Below are 16,211 nucleotides of genomic sequence, written 5' to 3' on the forward strand. Positions count from 1 at the left end.
AACCTATGTTCTTATTCCTATAATTTGAGGTATACTGGATAGTAATTAAAGGAGGCGGACTATGGAACTGTTCAAAGATAAGTATACTCCCGCATTAATCGAACGGACGGGAGAACGGTTACACCAATTTTACCCCAAGCTGGACAAGCAGCAATTTCGTGAACTTGTATTCGCCGAGGGCTGGGGAGAGCTGGAATTCAAAGCCCGTATCCGCCGGATTACACTCGCTTTGACCGAGGTTCTGCCTGACAACTATGAAGAAGCATTGCATGTGATTGAGCAGGCAGCACCACAGATGCGAGGAGTCGAGTATCTGTTCGTACCGGATTTTGTCGAAGTGAATGGACTTGCACCGGAAAACTACGAGCTATCCATGAAGTACTTGACCCTCTTCACACCTTATTCCAGTTCCGAGTTCGCGGTACGCCCGTTTATTGAACGATATCCGATCGAAACGATGAGACGAATGATGCAGTGGACAAGCAGCCCCAATGAGCATATTCGCAGACTTGCCAGTGAAGGCAGTCGCCCACGTCTACCATGGGGCTCCAAACTGCGGGGATTCATCACTGATCCAACACCAGTACTTCCCATTCTTCATGAATTGAAGCAGGACGAGTCCCTGTATGTCCGGAAAAGTGTAGCCAATCACCTGAACGACATCTCGAAAGATCATCCGGCACTGGTCCTGGATTTGGCCTCCAGCTGGTATGGACAACATGAGCATACCGATTGGATTGTTCGTCATGCAAGCCGCTCCTTGCTGAAAAAAGGGCATCCGAAGGCGCTAAGTCTCTTTGGTTATGTCGAGCAGGATGCGACACATATCGAGCATCTTCAGCTTGCAAGTGATACCGTGGCCATCGGAGAGGATCTTCATTTTTCCTTTGATGTCGTGAACGAAAGTGGTCAGTCCCAGATGCTGCGGATCGAATATGAAATTGGATATATGAAAGCGAATGGCAAGCAGGCACCCAAACGTTTCAAATGCTCGGACAAGAATTTCCCTACCGGGAGAACCAAGGTTGCAACTAAGCAGTCGTTCAAAGTCATTACGACCCGACGTTATTATGCTGGTTTGCACACGTTAACGATTGTTGTGAATGGACAACCTGCTGCTACGGCCACTTTTGTACTGGAGCCATCCGAGTAACCCCTGAATGGCATGTAGCAAGTTAACTTAGGATGAACATTTAGCACGGTTCATTTCATTTCATTTTATGATATCGATCCCATGTTGAAATTCAGCTCATGGAATCCGCTCCTTGAGAAATTCCCCAAGGTGTCTTCTTTAATGAAGATGCCTTTTACCCTTTTACCTTTTTTCCTTTTACCCATGTTTGTAACAGCCCCAATTCCCTCAAAACCTAGTTATGCACATGATGCTTCTTCATTTATCTTATCCACATGTGGACATCTATTCAGACAACGAATCAATATGTACTCCTATATATACTCCTATATGTGCTTTATACACATATTTCACAGGCTAAAGAAGCGATCTTTGCAGATCGCTAGCCTTTATCTTACTATTTACTTGTTATCCCGCTTAGCTTCTATTCTTCCTTACTTAAACCAGCCCCGCTTCACAAACCAGGCCACCATGCTTCCGCCCAGAACAAACATCAGCAGCAGCACTGCCCCATACCCAAACTTCCATTGCAGCTCAGGCATATAGGCAAAGTTCATGCCATAGATCCCCGCAATTAGCGTCAGTGGCATAAAGACGGTTGTAATCACGGTAAGGGTCTTCATAATCTGGTTCATTCGATTAGAATTCAAGGAGATGTAACTGTCGCGTAGGTCTGCCGTCATTTCCCGATCGGCTTCAATCATGTCAGTCAGCTTCAACAAATGGTCATAGATATCCGTAAAATATACGGTATGCTCCCCTGATCGCTGCACATGTTGGGAGTTGACCACCCGATAGAGCAAATCCCGCATGGGCACTACCGTTCGTCTAAGCTTCAGCAATCGACTGCGCAGGTCGAACACCTGATTCATCAGGTCTTCCACCGACTCCTTGCCGCCCCGGTTCTCCAGTTCAGCCAGCTCATCCTCAATGGCAAACAGAGACGGGAAATAATGATCGACCAGCTTGTCCATCACCGTATACGCCGCTGCCACCGGACCCGAGCCCAGATGGTTCGTTCGTGCGCATGATGCAGCAACCGCTCCCACGCTTCATCGACTTCCTCCAGTACCCCATGATGAAAGGACACCAGGAAGTTCGAGCCTAGAAACAGATCCACCTCCTCCGCTTCCAATGTGGAAGGGTTCAGCGCATGCAGCACAAGGAACTGTAAGTTGTCATAATAATCGAGCTTGGGCCGCTGCAGCACAAGCATACAATCCTCAATAGCTAATGGGTGAAAATGAAAATATGTATCCAGCAACCGGCTTTCCTCTTCCGAAGGCTGATTGAAATCCGCCCAAACCCAAGCGTATTCCTGCAGATCCAGCTGTGTAAGCGGTACATTTACAGATACCTGATGATCCCGTGAGATGGCGAGTGTACGAATCATAAATTAGACCACGTCCTTGTCTTGTATCCTTTACGTTATTGTACAACTTTAACCCCTGAATCGTCTCCTGCAACAGCCCATTATACACACGTTATCCTGTGATCGCGACAACAAAAAAAGCCAACCCTGTTGGCTTCTCTCATTTCCCTATCCACAGTTTCCTGTATCCACAGGAATATCTTCTTTTGGTTTATCATTCCACGGATGGCTATCCACATATCCAGCCTGTCCACACGTTCATGCACAGGCGTCTCTTCGTTTTGATTGTATAATTGTCCACATATCCCGATATTCACACAGTTATGAACAGTTTGTCTGAACCACCGAATTGGTTCCTGAATACTTCTTCTAATTAGAAAATGATCCAGTACAGCAATCCTGCCAGCGCCCCGGAAATCGGAATCGTAATAAACCACGTAATAATGATACGTCCAGCAAGTCCCCATTTGACGGCTGAGAAACGCTTCGCGGAACCTACACCCAGAATGGCAGATGTGATAGCGTGAGTTGTACTCACCGGCAGGTGGAGCAACGTTGCCGTGAAAATAACAGACGCGGCTGACAGATCAGCTGCAAACCCGTTAATCGGTTCAATTTTAAAAATTTTGGTTCCCATCGTTTTGATGATTTTCCAACCACCGATGGAAGTACCGAGCGCCATTGCTGTTGCCGCGGAGATTTTAACCCACAGCGGAACATCCAGATGATCCTGTACACCTGCTGCGACCAATGCAAAAGTAATAATCCCCATTGCCTTCTGAGCATCATTGGTACCGTGCGTAAACGCCTGGAGCGCTGCTGTGAAAATCTGTACCGTACGGAAACCTTTGTTCACATTATGCGGACTGCGTTTGGCAAAAATATATTTGAGAATGGTCATGACCACATAACCGATGGCAAATGCGATCAGAGGAGATAATAACAATCCTCCGACGATGTCAATAAATCCACTCCATTTGACTTTATCAGCTCCTGCGCCAACAAGTACGGCTCCAGCAAGAGCGCCAATCAGTGCATGCGAGGATGAAGAAGGAATGCCGAACCACCATGTAACGAGATTCCAGATGATCGCGGCGATCAAGGTGACTATGACGACCTCGATCCCATTATCCAGCGTGGTGGGGTCTGTTACACTTCCCCAATCGTCTTCGCTACTCCTGTAAACATCATGGCACCGACAAAGTTCATCACGGCAGCCATAAGGATCGCCCGGCGCGGAGTCAGTGCCCGTGTCGAGACCGAAGTTGCAATGGCATTCGCCGTGTCGTGAAATCCGTTGATGAAGTCAAACGCCAGTGCAAGGAAGACGACTATACCCAATACCCAAATCGTTGTTTCCATTATTCTCTGGCTCCTTAAGAATTACGCATGATGATGGATTCGAGCACATTCGCTACGTGTTCACAAGCATCCGTTGTCGTCTCAAGACGTTCGTAAATTTCCTTGCGTTTGATCAATTCAATCGGATCAGGCACGGTAGCGAAAAGGTTCTTGATACACATGCGCAGCACTTCGTCGCCCTGGTTTTCCAGATCGTTCAGACGAATGGTGTACTCGCGAATCGCCAGCAATTTTTTCTGAGACAGCAAATGAATGGCCTTCTGAATTTCGTAAGCCGATTGGCGCAAAATTTCAGCGAATTGAACGATATATTCGTCCGGGTCAGTCAGTTGGTACATATAGAAACGGGAAGCCGTTGCTTCGAGTCCGTCCAATACGTCATCAAGTGTCGTTGTCAGCTCCATAATATCATCGCGTTCGATCGGCGTGATAAATGTTTTGTTGAGTTCCGTAATGATCGTGTGCACATAGTCATCACATTGGGACTCGTACTTCTTCATTTCATTGGCAAAAAGAGTCACATCCTGAAGGTTGGAAACATGTTGGGAGAAATAATCTGCCGCTTGCACGACCGCATCTGCCATGTTCTCTAGTGTCTCAAAAAATATATCCTTCTTCTTCTTAAGCTTCATAGCTCTATCCCCTTTACGAGAAATTGCCGATAACCGATGAAACATGAAATGACAACCTTTGATATCTTATCATAAATGTTTCACGGTTTGTACATAAGGCATGATCCTTTTTTATATTCTTATCACATAAATCTGAAATGAATCTTAATTATTTGGAATGGCTGGAAAAATGATGATGAAATTTTACACTGCGTTTACATTTCTCTTCAAATTGGATTAATTTTGAATTTCAATATGCCCTGCAAAGTCAGGCTGATTCGGAACGATACTGATAAAAGTCTTGCCAGGAACAAGAGCAACTTCAGTCCCATTTTGTACAAATCGAATAATATCACCCGGTTTCTTAACCCACTGACCTCGAATCATTTTACCTTTCTGAAACAACATGGCTTCCCCACCCTGCTCCAGATTAACCGACAGTCTGCCCACGTTGTCGAGCACCTTGTGATCCGCTCCGGCTACAATAATGTTGGCGGCTCCCATCTGAATGCCATTATCCAGATCCTGATCAGCCTTTCCGTTCACCAATCTCATATATCGTCCACTAACCTCGTCGTAATCATACGTAACCCGGTAACTCTCCAATAAATAATGAAGCTCAAACTGCTTGGCCAACTCTCCGGCGGACGTGGCACCTTCTTCGTTATACGTATACACAGGGGACTTGAAGTCGTGACTATAGCCTTTGGTATCTGCGCCTTCTCTTAGCTTGTCCGCCGACGTGTACAGATTGTGAGGTGCTTTACGATCCGAGGAACGCCAGAAATAAGGGCCACTATTCGATATCTCATCCATATGCTGTTTCTGCTGCTTTTGCAAAATGGAATACGCATCCGGGCTGCCACCCGCATGAACCAATACACCATCATAGCTCTCACCAAGTTCGATTAAATACGGGCGAATACTGCGTATCGGTCCTACCGTATCTGCCCCGCCTTCACTCTGGAAGATCGCAATAAAACGGGTAATGCCTCCCTCTGCGAGCACTTCGATAATAATGTCAGCTGCACTCAGACCTGATTGGGGCCGCGCTGCAGGAGCATTGTTAATCATAACCGCCAGTGGACGACGCGTAATTGCTTCATCAACAGGCAGACCCGTCAGTGGTGCTGTATAGAGCGACGTGGAAGGTTCTTCCGTTACTTGTTCCTCCTGTAAAGGTGTAGGAACGGTCTCCGGTTTCGGGACCTGGACCATCTCCTTATTTTGGCAAGCGACCAGACTTAGGGCCAGAATAAGTAGCGATGCCGCTGACATCATCTTGTTCCATTTCAATTGCTTCAATATATGTACCTCCTGAACGATATGGCTGAAATCTAGGCTGTAGTTGCTCTTAATGTAGTGACCATTTCACGTATTTCTTTCCATTTAATCACACACAGCATCATTTGTCTTCGATAAGGAGAGCATTTTCTACCCTTCGTTTTACGTTTGAAACGTGAAGCAGGATGAAAAATATGTCCTAAATGTGAACTTCTCAAACCTTACTTAAAATTTGAACTAGATTGTGATAATAATCACAAACAAGATGACTTTTGAACTATACAATAAAGACATCAAAGGTGATCACTTAGAAAAAACAAAAACAACAACACACACTAAATTCCATGAAGGAGTGGTTTATATGTTCAGCTTCAACCAATGGCTTAGAGAAAACAAAGTGGCAATGTGGATTTTGACAATACTTCGGGTGTATATCGGTTACGACTGGATGACACACGGCTGGGCAAATTGACAGGTGGATTCCAAGCTGGCGGATTCCTTGCAGGCGCTGTAGGAAAAGCAACGGGTGAAAATCCAACCGTTCAAGCTTGGTGGGGAACATTCCTTGAGAACTTCGCGGTACCAAACGCAGGACTGTTCGACTTCGTTATCCCTCTGGGTGAATTCCTTGTAGGTCTGGGCCTCATTCTTGGATGCTTCACAACACTGGCAGCACTTATGGCAATGGTCATGAACTTCGCGTTCCTCTTCTCGGGAACAGTAAGCACGAATGCTCAATTGGTTCTGATGGAAATCTTCCTTGTAGTCGCTGGCGCAAATGCTGGTAAAATCGGTTTGGATCGTTGGGTAATGCCTTACCTTCGCGGATTGTTCACTCGCAATAAAGGCAGCCAGCCTAAAGATACACCAACGATAAACCATACGCACAAAACAGCCTAATGATTAAAAAATATAAAAAAATTAATAGTATTCGCGGTCCTGCTCCCTCCCCCTGGAGAGCAGGACTTTTTTTGTTCTTTAGATATGCTTGCACATTCATCTGACTTGCTCATCTACAGAAACACGTATTATGATGAACGTATAGATCGAATATAATTAAAGGAGTACATGACATGCCAACCCAGCGCCGACTTGAAACCGATGCCGACTTCCAGGAAGCCATGGACATGAAGCATAAGGTTCGTGTTTTTAAAGATAACCATCAGATTGATTCCGGTGGCGTCATTATCCGTTTTGACAGCAATACCATTGTTGTGCAGTCCAGTGTAAGTGAGCTGGCATATCATTCGCGTACAGCATGTGAGCTTTTCGAGATTCGCAAATAGCTGCACTAACTTTCAAAATGTTAAAGTCATAGAAAAAGGTTTCTGAAGCCATCATGCTGGCAGCAGAAACCTTTTTTACTTCAACGATTTATTAACCTAAGTCTTGCGGTCAATGATCTACCGTGTATTGGCATAATATGACTTATAGACCTGTTCACGTTCTGTTGTCTGCGCCAAGTTATACGCCGTCACCAAACTGCCAGCAGTTCAAACTGAGCGTACCGTAAGGATACGACTGGAATAGTCGTTTTGCAGATCGGGACATGTCAGCCGTACCCATGGCATAGAACAAGGGCGCAATGTGCTCCATTCCATAAGATGGAACTGCCGTGCGGGCGTAGGGGGCTTTTTTGTCATATTGAAATAGCTCTCTCGTGTTCCACTGCTCAAGCCGCTCCCCAATCCAGTTATCGAATTCCACTGCCCAGTCTTGTGGTTCATCATTGCTACCAAGCATGCGCAGGTTATGGACTGTTCCGCCGCTGCCAATGATCAGCACATTATCATGACGCAGCTGTTCCAGCATCCGGCCAATATCATACTGTTCCTGCGGGGAACGCAGCGAATCAACAGATACCGCAATAACAGGAATATTGGCTTCTGGATACATGTGTAATAGCGGTACCCATACACCGTGATCCAGACCTCGGCCTCGAACCGGTTGATGTGCAAGATTACTACGAGTGAACAAGCACAGATCTCATTCGCCAGATCTGGCTGACCAGATGCTGGGTAATTCATTGTATACATATTAGAGGGAAATCCGTAAAAATCATGCAAGGTCTGATGTGTATCATCCATTGTCACGGACGGTTCGGGACAATCCCAATGCGCCGTAAATACAACAATGGCTTTCGGAGCCGGCAGCCTGTCTCCAAGCTGGTTCAAAAAGTGAGTGTAGTCATTGCTCTCCACCGCCAGAGCGGGAGAACCATGCGCAATGAATAATGCGGGTAATGTCATTGCTGCCAACCTCCAGACACGGATAGGATGCTTACCCTTCTATTTTACCCCGAAGAAGGCGCTTTTCCAAGCTATCATCCCAATCAGGATGCATTCCGTACGCGCATGTTGCCTTTTGAATCAGCTCATGTTGACCATGCCATGCTCCAGACCAACGAAAAAGCTTGGCATAAGACCACTTTAGATCATCCAATGCTGCCAATCCTGTTCGATCTTCTGACGCTCTCCCAGCCATTCTCTCGTACGTGTGATCAGCTGTTCCCGCTCTTTACCGGAAGAGAAGGTATGATCACCCTGGAAAATAATCTCCTTGTCGCAGCGGCCTTCCTGGCGCATCCAGAATACCTTTTGATACAGAAACGCGTAGTCGACAGGAATGATCTCATCCGACGTACCATGCACCACCAGAACATCCCCGTTAAATTTAACGGCTTCCTGGAACGGCTGATGTTCAGCCAGTGATTCAAAGAATGCGGGTGTAAACTTGTAGCCGAGATAATCAGCAGATCCCAGTTTCACCCCTTCATCGTACACACTACGTCCCGTAATCTTCACAATATCATTGAACGGATATCCTACGGATGACCACATGACGAGATTCTTGACTCGTTTATCACGGACAGCAGTCAGCAGAGCAACAGCTCCACCCAGACTATGACCTATCAGCGTCACACGGGTTGGATCTACATCACTGCAATTTACGGCATAATCCAGCACAGAACGTGTTTGGGTAATCATGGATTCAAGTCCTTCAGCTCCGTACTCACCGCTGCTCTCCCCGCAGCCGATATAATCGAAGCGCAGTACCAAATACCCATCTTCGGCCAGCTCACGGGCGGTCTTCACAAACAGACGATCCACACCGATCCGACTTCCTACGAATCCGTGGCAGATGACAGCAAGAGGCACGCGCTGTTGTTGATTTCCCTCCTTGATGTCTTTGACGACCGGATAATGAATCGTGGCTGTTAATTCTTCCTGCCCATGACGAATACTAATCTGACGCTCCATGCCCATTTCCCCTTTCCATTCTTCCCTGCTCTTGTTCATTTTGTTAATTATATATAAATCCGATAAGTTTAATGTGTATTAAGATATATTAGTATATTATCATCCTGTGAACCTCAAGTCAACGTGAGGAAATGTCCATATCCAGTCATATCTTATCTATATTTTATCGGCAAAAACGCGAAAAAAATGAGCCAAGCTGACAACAGCTGACTCGAATTATACCTAGTGCTAATATACTGGTGCTGAACCATAGAAACTAAAATAACTGAAATTTCAGCTCAGCTTTTCTTAATAAGCGGGTTGAGTAATACCAATACGCTGCCATCCATATTGGCGACCTGAACCTTCTGTTAGAAATTACTCATAGCTGCGACGAAACATCTCATGGGTCTCCACTCGACCCTGCCAATCGTTTTCATAAACCGAAGTTGAGCTTTCCCAAAAGCTCCCCGACTGAAAGGTTCCCTCTGTATACTCTTCCGGATATTCAGCATCCTCCAACGTCTCTTCCATCGGCACAACTTCATCCGTTACGCCGCGGGAGTTGCTACTCAGCAGCAGCTTCCTTGTTAATTGCTCCTTTTGTTGATCCATATCTGCCACACTCCAATCCCTGGTTTCTGTTGGAAATGCTACTATTGTGGTGGATTCGGCTGCACTTTATTCATTCTTCACACAATCGTTGGAACTGAACTCTCTCTTACGCATATTAACGGCGAATCAAGGAGAACCTAAACAATATATCATAGCCAACATTTGCCTCCGATTCCTTCTGGCGAAAGGGTTGAAATCATGGAACACATCTTGGAATGGATTCGTATTCACGGTAAACTGGTGCTGCTATGCACCTGTGTCATTCTGGCCTGCGCAGGGCTATGGTCGAATCGTAAACAATTGTTTTATAAGGAATGACTTTGCGAAACGAGAGACCTTCCCGTATACTAAAATACCGTCAGGGTCTCCAGATCACCGGGGATCAGAACGTGTGTAGACAGGGGGAGCAATCATTGGGGATTTCCTATAAGAAGTTGAAAGAAATACAGAATCGGCAAATGACCGAAATGAGTAAGATGACACCGGAACATGTCAAACTGTTCGACCAGATCAGCACCATGGCGCGCCAAGCACCAGCCGATGAGAGAACGCAAGAAGAATGGATTCTCTCTGCCGGGAGAGCTATCGTACAAGCTCAGCGTGACGGTAAACCTGCGCGCGAGTTATATGGACCTGATCTGGAACAGGATATCTATTCACAGCTAGGCGTGGCAACTAATCATGAGGACGCTGATCCTGTTGAATCTAATATCGCCCCATCCACAACTTCAAGTACGGTTGTAGCGGGCACCCGAAGCAACTCCAATAAACGTAATGCTTCAGCCAAGAAGGCAGCAACAGTTGAAGCCGAATCAGCGGAGTCTACGGATCAGGTTAAACGAGCGCCCAAATGGTATATCATGATCTCCTGGGCAGCTTTATCTTTTGTCATGCTGATTCAGGGGGCAGTTGGTCTATTTGTTGGCTGGACAGGTGGAGATACGGAACCGTTTAGCCATATCAGCCTGTTCTCTCTTATCGTTGCGGCGGTTGGCGGGATTGCACTCGTTGAAATGCTTCGTCGCCTTGCAGAGCGTCCAGATGATCAGGGAGCAGACAAGACTGCCAGACCACAGGTCAATCTTCGCGGGATCGCCATCTATATCGTTATCGTTGTGCTTGTCCTATTTGTAGGATATCCACTGCGTGACAGCCTTCCCGTATTTACGCTGGCTCCATGGATTAGTCTCGTGATTGGAATTGTAGGATTGGCTACGCTGAGACCACTTTTCGGACAAAAGAAAGCGTAAGGATGCTAATGCCCATAGTGGGGCAGCAGCATTGGGTATATCATGCAAGTGTATGATGTGCGAAGAGGAAGTACGACATTCGGTGATGAGATAGAATATCTAGTGTCAAAAAAGAGGCCATAATGGCCCCCAGCCAGCTGTTGAGAAATTCTCGACAGCTATTTTTATTTTCAGACCGTTCAGGAAAACTTCAAAATACCCTCACTCCATCAGAGGTAACAGTGATCACGTACCACACCTTATGAGTAACTTATAATACGCCAGTAGCTCGTTTGAAACTGCTCCCGCCTCGAAAGGAATGGCCTTGTCATACTTCATATAGATGATCCGCTGCGCAACAAAAAAAGCTGATATACCGGAAATCCAATCAGGTCTAAACTGAACTTTCTCTTCTTTTGTTCCTACACAATACAGATACAGAGGCAACCGGGAATCCGGCAGGCAGGTTAAGCGAAATGAAAGCATACCATCATTCCTTTCGGATCATGCTCTTCTTTCCCCTATTCTCCACCCGTTTGCCCCTTTGCACAACGGTCAAAGGAACCTTTTTGGTGACAGGATTTTTAAGTGGAATATGTGTGATTCAGAAAATCTACTACGGTGGCAGAACAACTTTTAAGACCAAGAAAAACTCCCCTTCACTTTTGGAAGGGGAGCCTGGTTTGTCAACAAAACTGAATGATAAAATTGTTGGTTCTTGGAGTGACCATTCCGGTTACGGATCGTTCTTTCGATCGCTGTTGTCTCCAAATTTATCTGATTCAACCTCTATAAGGTTTAAATTCGGAGACAAAGGCGAGCGCTGCCGCTTCTTCAGAATCGATTCCGTCCCCTCCACTACTTCTCGCGCTCATCAAAAACGAACTACTCATCAAAGCATAAAACTCTCTTTACAATTATTGAGGTGGGGTCTCTACAGCAGGCGTTTGACTACCATTATCCGGATTGGACGTAGGAGCTGCCGGAATAGTAAATGTAGCTATATCTGACTTCGTAGTTGCATATTTCGCAGCGTCACTAGACACGGAAACCACTCTGATTTTATATTTTCCTGATTTGAAAGCAAACCCATCTGAATCCGTTGAATTACCGGTAATGTTAACGTTCGCTGTTGATGGATTGCCTGCCCCACTATTCACAGTTCCTACTCGACTACCAAGGCCGTTATCGATTGTGTTACTCGTATCTTGGACAATGTAAACATCATAGCCTGCAATTCCAGTTTCATTGCTAGGCTTGGTGAAGCTGACATCAATGGAAGAATCATTCGCTGTCGCTGTCACGCCAGTTGCTTTTCCAACAAGTACTGGATTAATCGTGAATGAAGGCGAAAAGGCTATGTTGGAATCACGTTTGTTGTCTGATGATTCGGATAAAATAACCACTTTATACGATGTGCCTGCTTGAATATTATTACCGTTGCTATCAAGCAGCACTGTCGGCAAAGTTGTAGGACTTGAAGTAACAGCTGTTGCATAAGTAGATTTTGCAGTCGCTTTGGCCGCATTCAAATCAAACGCTGTTAAAGCAGGTACAACCATTAGCACATAACGCCCAATCCCTGTCTCAGAAGCAGGCCTTGTAAATGTCACGGTTACATCCGTTACATTACCTGCTGCTTGCGCTGTTTCTTTCACAGTTGCGATTACATTACTCACTGCGGCTACAGCCGTAGCCAATGTGATCACTCCCGAGCCTGAAGACAATGCATTGGCAAGAGAGGCGTTATTATTTACTGCCATTACAAACACCTTATAGCTCACATCATTACGAATCAGATCCCCATCCGTTGTTTTGGAACTAGTATCTAGAGTTACAGGGTAGCTGCTTGATCCGTTCTTGCTTACGAGCTTATAGTTCGAATTCCTGCTAGCTTCTGCTAGATTGAAATTACTCGCATTGCCCGATTTCACCACAAACACACGATAGTGATTCACATTCGTCTCATCCGTCGAACGATTGAACGTCACACGCAGATCGCTACCATTGCCGTTATCCCCAATATCTGTTGCCGCCACATTGCTTGGTGCAGTCACAGCTGCATTGGCAGTCAGCGTGATTTGTGAAGAATAAGAAGACAATGCATTCTGGCTGGAATTTCCACTTGTGCTTACCGACAGGACGAATACACGATAGCCTTCATTATTAGTAATTCTGTAGCCATTAGTATCGACCGCATTGCTAGGAAGAGTAAATGACTGATTTCCACCTGTCTTGTTCACCTGATAATAATTGTTCGATGCATTCGCTGCGCTCAGTGTGAAGCTGCCTGTATTTCCGGAACGTACTACATATACTCGATATACGGAAACGTTAGATTCATCCGAAGCTCTATTAAACGAAACCCGCAGATCGCGTCCATCACCGTTGTCACTCACATCAGCCACCCCAATGTTGCTTGCGACTCCAGCATTACTATTCGTTGTCAGTCTCAACTGCGTCGACGAAGAGGACAGCGCATTGGTATATCCATTCTGCTGGTTGCCTACAGCCATAACGTAGATCCGATAATCCTGCAGATTTGTTACGTTATAACCACTTGTGTCCTTCATGGAGGATGGCAGTGTGGTTGTAATATTGTTTCCTGTTTTGTTCACATTATAGTACAAGCTGGAAGACAGATTACTCGCCGTAGTCAGATTAAAGCTGCTGGATACCGAGTTGCGTACTACGAAAATCCGATAATTAGCAACTTTAGACTCATCAGATGAACGGTTGAAGCTCACTTGAATGTCACGACCGTCTCCATAATCCGAATTGTCTCTCACTGACGTGATAACAGGTGCTGTTGCTGTGTTTACACCCAGCGTAAGCGAAGATGATACAGAGGACAGCTTGTTGTCCGCTGTTGCCGCGTTGGAGCTCACTGACATGATGTACACGACATATGATGTGCCGTTTTTGATCAATTCCCCGGATGTATCACGCGTCGAGGAACTGAGCTGGCTTTTGACAGCCGTGCTGTTGCCTTTGTAGATAATGGTTGAATTCGAACTGGATACATTATTGGCCGTAGTCAGATTGAATGAAGAAGCGTCTTTCGCCTTGACTACAAAAGCACGGTAATACGTAATATTGGATGTGGTGCTCGGCTGTGTAAAGTTAATTTCCAAGTCACGGCCATCCCCATAGTCACTGATATCTGCGATCCGAAGGCCTGTGACAGGTTGAACCGTCGTTTTCACATTGTTTAGTTTCAAGGACTGGGAAGACCAGGCCAGCAGATTTTTGTAATTATTGTTGCTGTTCCCCATAGTAAGTACATACAGACGATAGGTTTCACTTGTATTTAACAAATCCCCATTTACGTCGCGTGTCTGGGCATTCAGCGTTAATTTTGGATCAGTACCATTTGGAGAAACGGATGTATAATTACCGGATGGTACAACCGATGCCGCAGACTCATTGAAGCTGTTCACATCACGCGTTTTTACCAGCATAATCCGATATGAGGATACAGCCTTCTCGGATGTCGGACGTGTGAAGCTTACAGTCAGGTCACGACCATCCCCATTGCTTCCGGATACAGAACCATAAATGTTCCATGCTGCATATTTCGTTTCATCCACAGGAGGTGTGGACGTTGTTTTGATATCTACCCGCTGATTGCGGGAATTCCAGAATACTTTCTCCCCAAAAGCTTCACTAACAAAACGAATCGGAACCATCGTATTTCCTTTGATTGTGTTCGCAGGCACATCCAGTGCGATCGCTTCACCGTTGATGTAAGCCGTTTTGGAACCCAGCGTCAACGAGACTTCTTGGTCACCCCGACTAGCCTTAATGGTTTTGGTTCTGTTGGTGTACTCTACAGTGGCATCCAATCCTTCAAAGATGGACCGCAACGGAACCAGTACACGTCCACCTTTCATGACAGGCGCCTGTGCGGATGACAGCTCCGCATCGTTGATATATATGCTAATTCTCGCAGCTGCATCCATAACCGACGTAGGTAGTGCTGACATCAACATAGCCGATACAGCCAGTGCTGACATCACCTTTTTCACTTGACGTCCTCCCGCTTTCTTCATATCCAATATCCCCATTCTCTTCATGGTTTAAGTTAAAATGTGATCGTTTTGAATTTCATTTTATTCCTGTAATTTCCTGTGCACATCTAAGACGTATGAATAGGAGTAAAAGTTTCCAATCCCACAAAAAATATTTTCGCAGAAATGTCCTTCCGCCATCTACCCTCCAAAGGTTAAAAATAACAGAAGAATTTGTCATTATTCCGAAACAACATCCTTCCCGAATTCGTTTAATGTAAAAGTGACTAGTGTATTGCAACCTATCATCTCTAAACTACGGGAGGTTCACCCTTATGACACCAGCGTCCATTTTTTCCAAACATAACTTCATCCGTACCATCATTACAGCAACTGCCGTCGCCATGCTGCTTCAGACTGGTTCTGCTCCTTTAACAGGGGTCGCTATTGCAGCTCCGTCGAGCGCGGATACCAAAGTAACTACCAGTAGTTCAACCGCCATATATAAAACATTTCAGTCCATGCTCAAAAAAAAGAACGGCTTGCCCGCCGCTGACACCTATCTGGAATCCAATATCAAAAAGGTAACAACACATCACGCTACCCTGATGGTGCTCCAACTGGAGAATGCGCGCCTGAAGGCTCTAACCTCCATGACGGACCGCTTGCTCGTTCCTAACGTTCAGGACAAGATGCTCAAGGCATACCAAACGAACGACAGCTTCACCAAACTAATGGAGCGTACCCAGGACTCGAATCTGCGTGCACTGTTAAAAGAAGCCCGGGACAGCGGCTATCGCCTCGTCATGCTCGAAGGCTCCCTCTATCCCATTATGAATTATGCGGCACTCGTGAAATATACCTCTGATATTACAGGAGATATCTCAAGCTACATCAACATCATGATGAAGGAAACAAAAAACTTGCCTGCGGATGACGGAGCACTGGTCATTGGCTATCAGGAAATTCTCCTTCGAGCACTCAGCCAGGAAAGATTCCTGGAGTTGCATCCAAAATCCAACCGGACCAAACAGGTGCAGTATTTGTTGAACAGTTATACCCTGTATACCTTTTATGGGCTGAACAATACACCACTGTTTGATTATGACACAAACAAAATGGTTGCGAACGCCCAAAGAGGATACAACGGCGTCTTGCAGCGTCTTGCATCCGTTGATAGTGAATTCCTCACCGAGCTGGATGCCTTTATGGATGTGGTTAAGGAAGCAAAGTATGAGAAAACGGCTGCGGTGGAGAAATGGCTGGAACAGAATGTTCCGACCGGGTCAGATGGCAGCATGCAATGATTCATCCGATTAAACTCCTCATAAACGCAAAGAAACCGACACAGGATCGC

9 protein-coding genes and 4 pseudogenes are annotated in these 16,211 nt (G+C 45.8%); 5 read left to right on the top strand and 8 right to left on the bottom strand.

The window, feature by feature from the left end:
* Positions 1-61 precede the first annotated feature (61 nt).
* On the top strand, positions 62-1,153 hold the full coding sequence (locus ACTWJ7_RS31425) for a DNA alkylation repair protein (RefSeq protein WP_079351078.1): 1,092 nt from the start codon (positions 62-64) through the stop codon (positions 1,151-1,153).
* A 413-nt stretch (positions 1,154-1,566) separates the two neighbouring features.
* On the opposite strand, the pseudogene corA reads toward ACTWJ7_RS31425, so the two are convergent.
* From corA to ACTWJ7_RS31445, 4 genes and pseudogenes are all read right to left on the bottom strand, one after another.
* A pseudogene (corA, locus tag ACTWJ7_RS31430) lies at positions 1,567-2,525 on the bottom strand (magnesium/cobalt transporter CorA).
* Positions 2,526-2,877: 352 nt separating this feature from the next.
* A pseudogene (locus ACTWJ7_RS31435) lies at positions 2,878-3,866 on the bottom strand (inorganic phosphate transporter).
* A gap of 14 nt (positions 3,867-3,880) precedes the next feature.
* Complete coding sequence (locus ACTWJ7_RS31440; protein WP_301880875.1) at positions 3,881-4,498, bottom strand: DUF47 domain-containing protein; 618 nt, start codon at positions 4,496-4,498, stop codon at positions 3,881-3,883.
* Positions 4,499-4,714: 216 nt separating this feature from the next.
* The gene (locus ACTWJ7_RS31445) at positions 4,715-5,782 is read right to left on the bottom strand and encodes a DUF3048 domain-containing protein (RefSeq protein ID WP_301880877.1); all 1,068 of its coding nucleotides are present in this window, start codon (positions 5,780-5,782) and stop codon (positions 4,715-4,717) included.
* Between the two features lie 340 nt (positions 5,783-6,122).
* Between ACTWJ7_RS31445 and ACTWJ7_RS31450 the strand changes: the two are divergent.
* Both ACTWJ7_RS31450 and ACTWJ7_RS31455 read left to right on the top strand, forming a co-directional pair.
* Positions 6,123-6,661 (top strand): annotated as a pseudogene (locus tag ACTWJ7_RS31450) (DoxX family protein).
* Positions 6,662-6,834: 173 nt separating this feature from the next.
* Entirely contained in the window at positions 6,835-7,047 is a 213-nt protein-coding gene (locus ACTWJ7_RS31455; protein ID WP_301249939.1) for a hypothetical protein, read from the top strand.
* Positions 7,048-7,225: 178 nt separating this feature from the next.
* On the opposite strand, the pseudogene ACTWJ7_RS31460 reads toward ACTWJ7_RS31455, so the two are convergent.
* The 3 genes and pseudogenes from ACTWJ7_RS31460 to ACTWJ7_RS31470 form a co-directional block, all read right to left on the bottom strand.
* Positions 7,226-8,010: pseudogene (locus ACTWJ7_RS31460) on the bottom strand (DODA-type extradiol aromatic ring-opening family dioxygenase).
* Between the two features lie 180 nt (positions 8,011-8,190).
* The gene (locus ACTWJ7_RS31465; protein WP_301880882.1) at positions 8,191-9,021 is read right to left on the bottom strand and encodes an alpha/beta hydrolase; all 831 of its coding nucleotides are present in this window, start codon (positions 9,019-9,021) and stop codon (positions 8,191-8,193) included.
* Between the two features lie 357 nt (positions 9,022-9,378).
* Positions 9,379-9,615 (bottom strand): hypothetical protein, encoded by a 237-nt coding sequence (locus ACTWJ7_RS31470; RefSeq protein WP_301880883.1) that lies wholly within the window; start codon positions 9,613-9,615, stop codon positions 9,379-9,381.
* 413 nt (positions 9,616-10,028) lie between these two features.
* On the opposite strand from ACTWJ7_RS31470, the gene ACTWJ7_RS31475 reads away from it, so the two are divergent.
* Positions 10,029-10,865, top strand: a complete 837-nt coding sequence (locus ACTWJ7_RS31475; RefSeq protein WP_301880884.1) for a DUF1129 family protein — start codon at positions 10,029-10,031, stop codon at positions 10,863-10,865.
* Positions 10,866-11,761: 896 nt separating this feature from the next.
* Here the strand turns inward: ACTWJ7_RS31475 and ACTWJ7_RS31480 are convergent.
* Complete coding sequence (locus tag ACTWJ7_RS31480) at positions 11,762-14,896, bottom strand: copper amine oxidase N-terminal domain-containing protein (protein WP_301880886.1); 3,135 nt, start codon at positions 14,894-14,896, stop codon at positions 11,762-11,764.
* A 293-nt stretch (positions 14,897-15,189) separates the two neighbouring features.
* On the opposite strand from ACTWJ7_RS31480, the gene ACTWJ7_RS31485 reads away from it, so the two are divergent.
* A complete protein-coding gene (locus tag ACTWJ7_RS31485) occupies positions 15,190-16,161 on the top strand; it encodes a hypothetical protein (protein WP_301880887.1) in 972 nt (323 codons plus the stop codon).
* Positions 16,162-16,211: the final 50 nt, after the last annotated feature.

The sequence above is a fragment of the Paenibacillus sp. 1A_MP2 genome (assembly GCF_052244825.1).
Classification (GTDB): Bacteria; Bacillota; Bacilli; order Paenibacillales; family Paenibacillaceae; genus Paenibacillus; species Paenibacillus vandeheii.

Coding starts and splice junctions, on each gene's coding strand:
- ACTWJ7_RS31470 (WP_301880883.1), bottom strand. CDS start 9,615: ATGGATCAACAAAAGGAGCAATTAACAAGGAAGCTGCTGCTGAGTAGC.
- ACTWJ7_RS31465 (WP_301880882.1), bottom strand. CDS start 9,021: ATGGAGCGTCAGATTAGTATTCGTCATGGGCAGGAAGAATTAACAGCC.
- ACTWJ7_RS31480 (WP_301880886.1), bottom strand. CDS start 14,896: ATGAAGAAAGCGGGAGGACGTCAAGTGAAAAAGGTGATGTCAGCACTG.
- ACTWJ7_RS31425 (WP_079351078.1), top strand. CDS start 62: ATGGAACTGTTCAAAGATAAGTATACTCCCGCATTAATCGAACGGACG.
- ACTWJ7_RS31440 (WP_301880875.1), bottom strand. CDS start 4,498: ATGAAGCTTAAGAAGAAGAAGGATATATTTTTTGAGACACTAGAGAAC.
- ACTWJ7_RS31455 (WP_301249939.1), top strand. CDS start 6,835: ATGCCAACCCAGCGCCGACTTGAAACCGATGCCGACTTCCAGGAAGCC.
- ACTWJ7_RS31485 (WP_301880887.1), top strand. CDS start 15,190: ATGACACCAGCGTCCATTTTTTCCAAACATAACTTCATCCGTACCATC.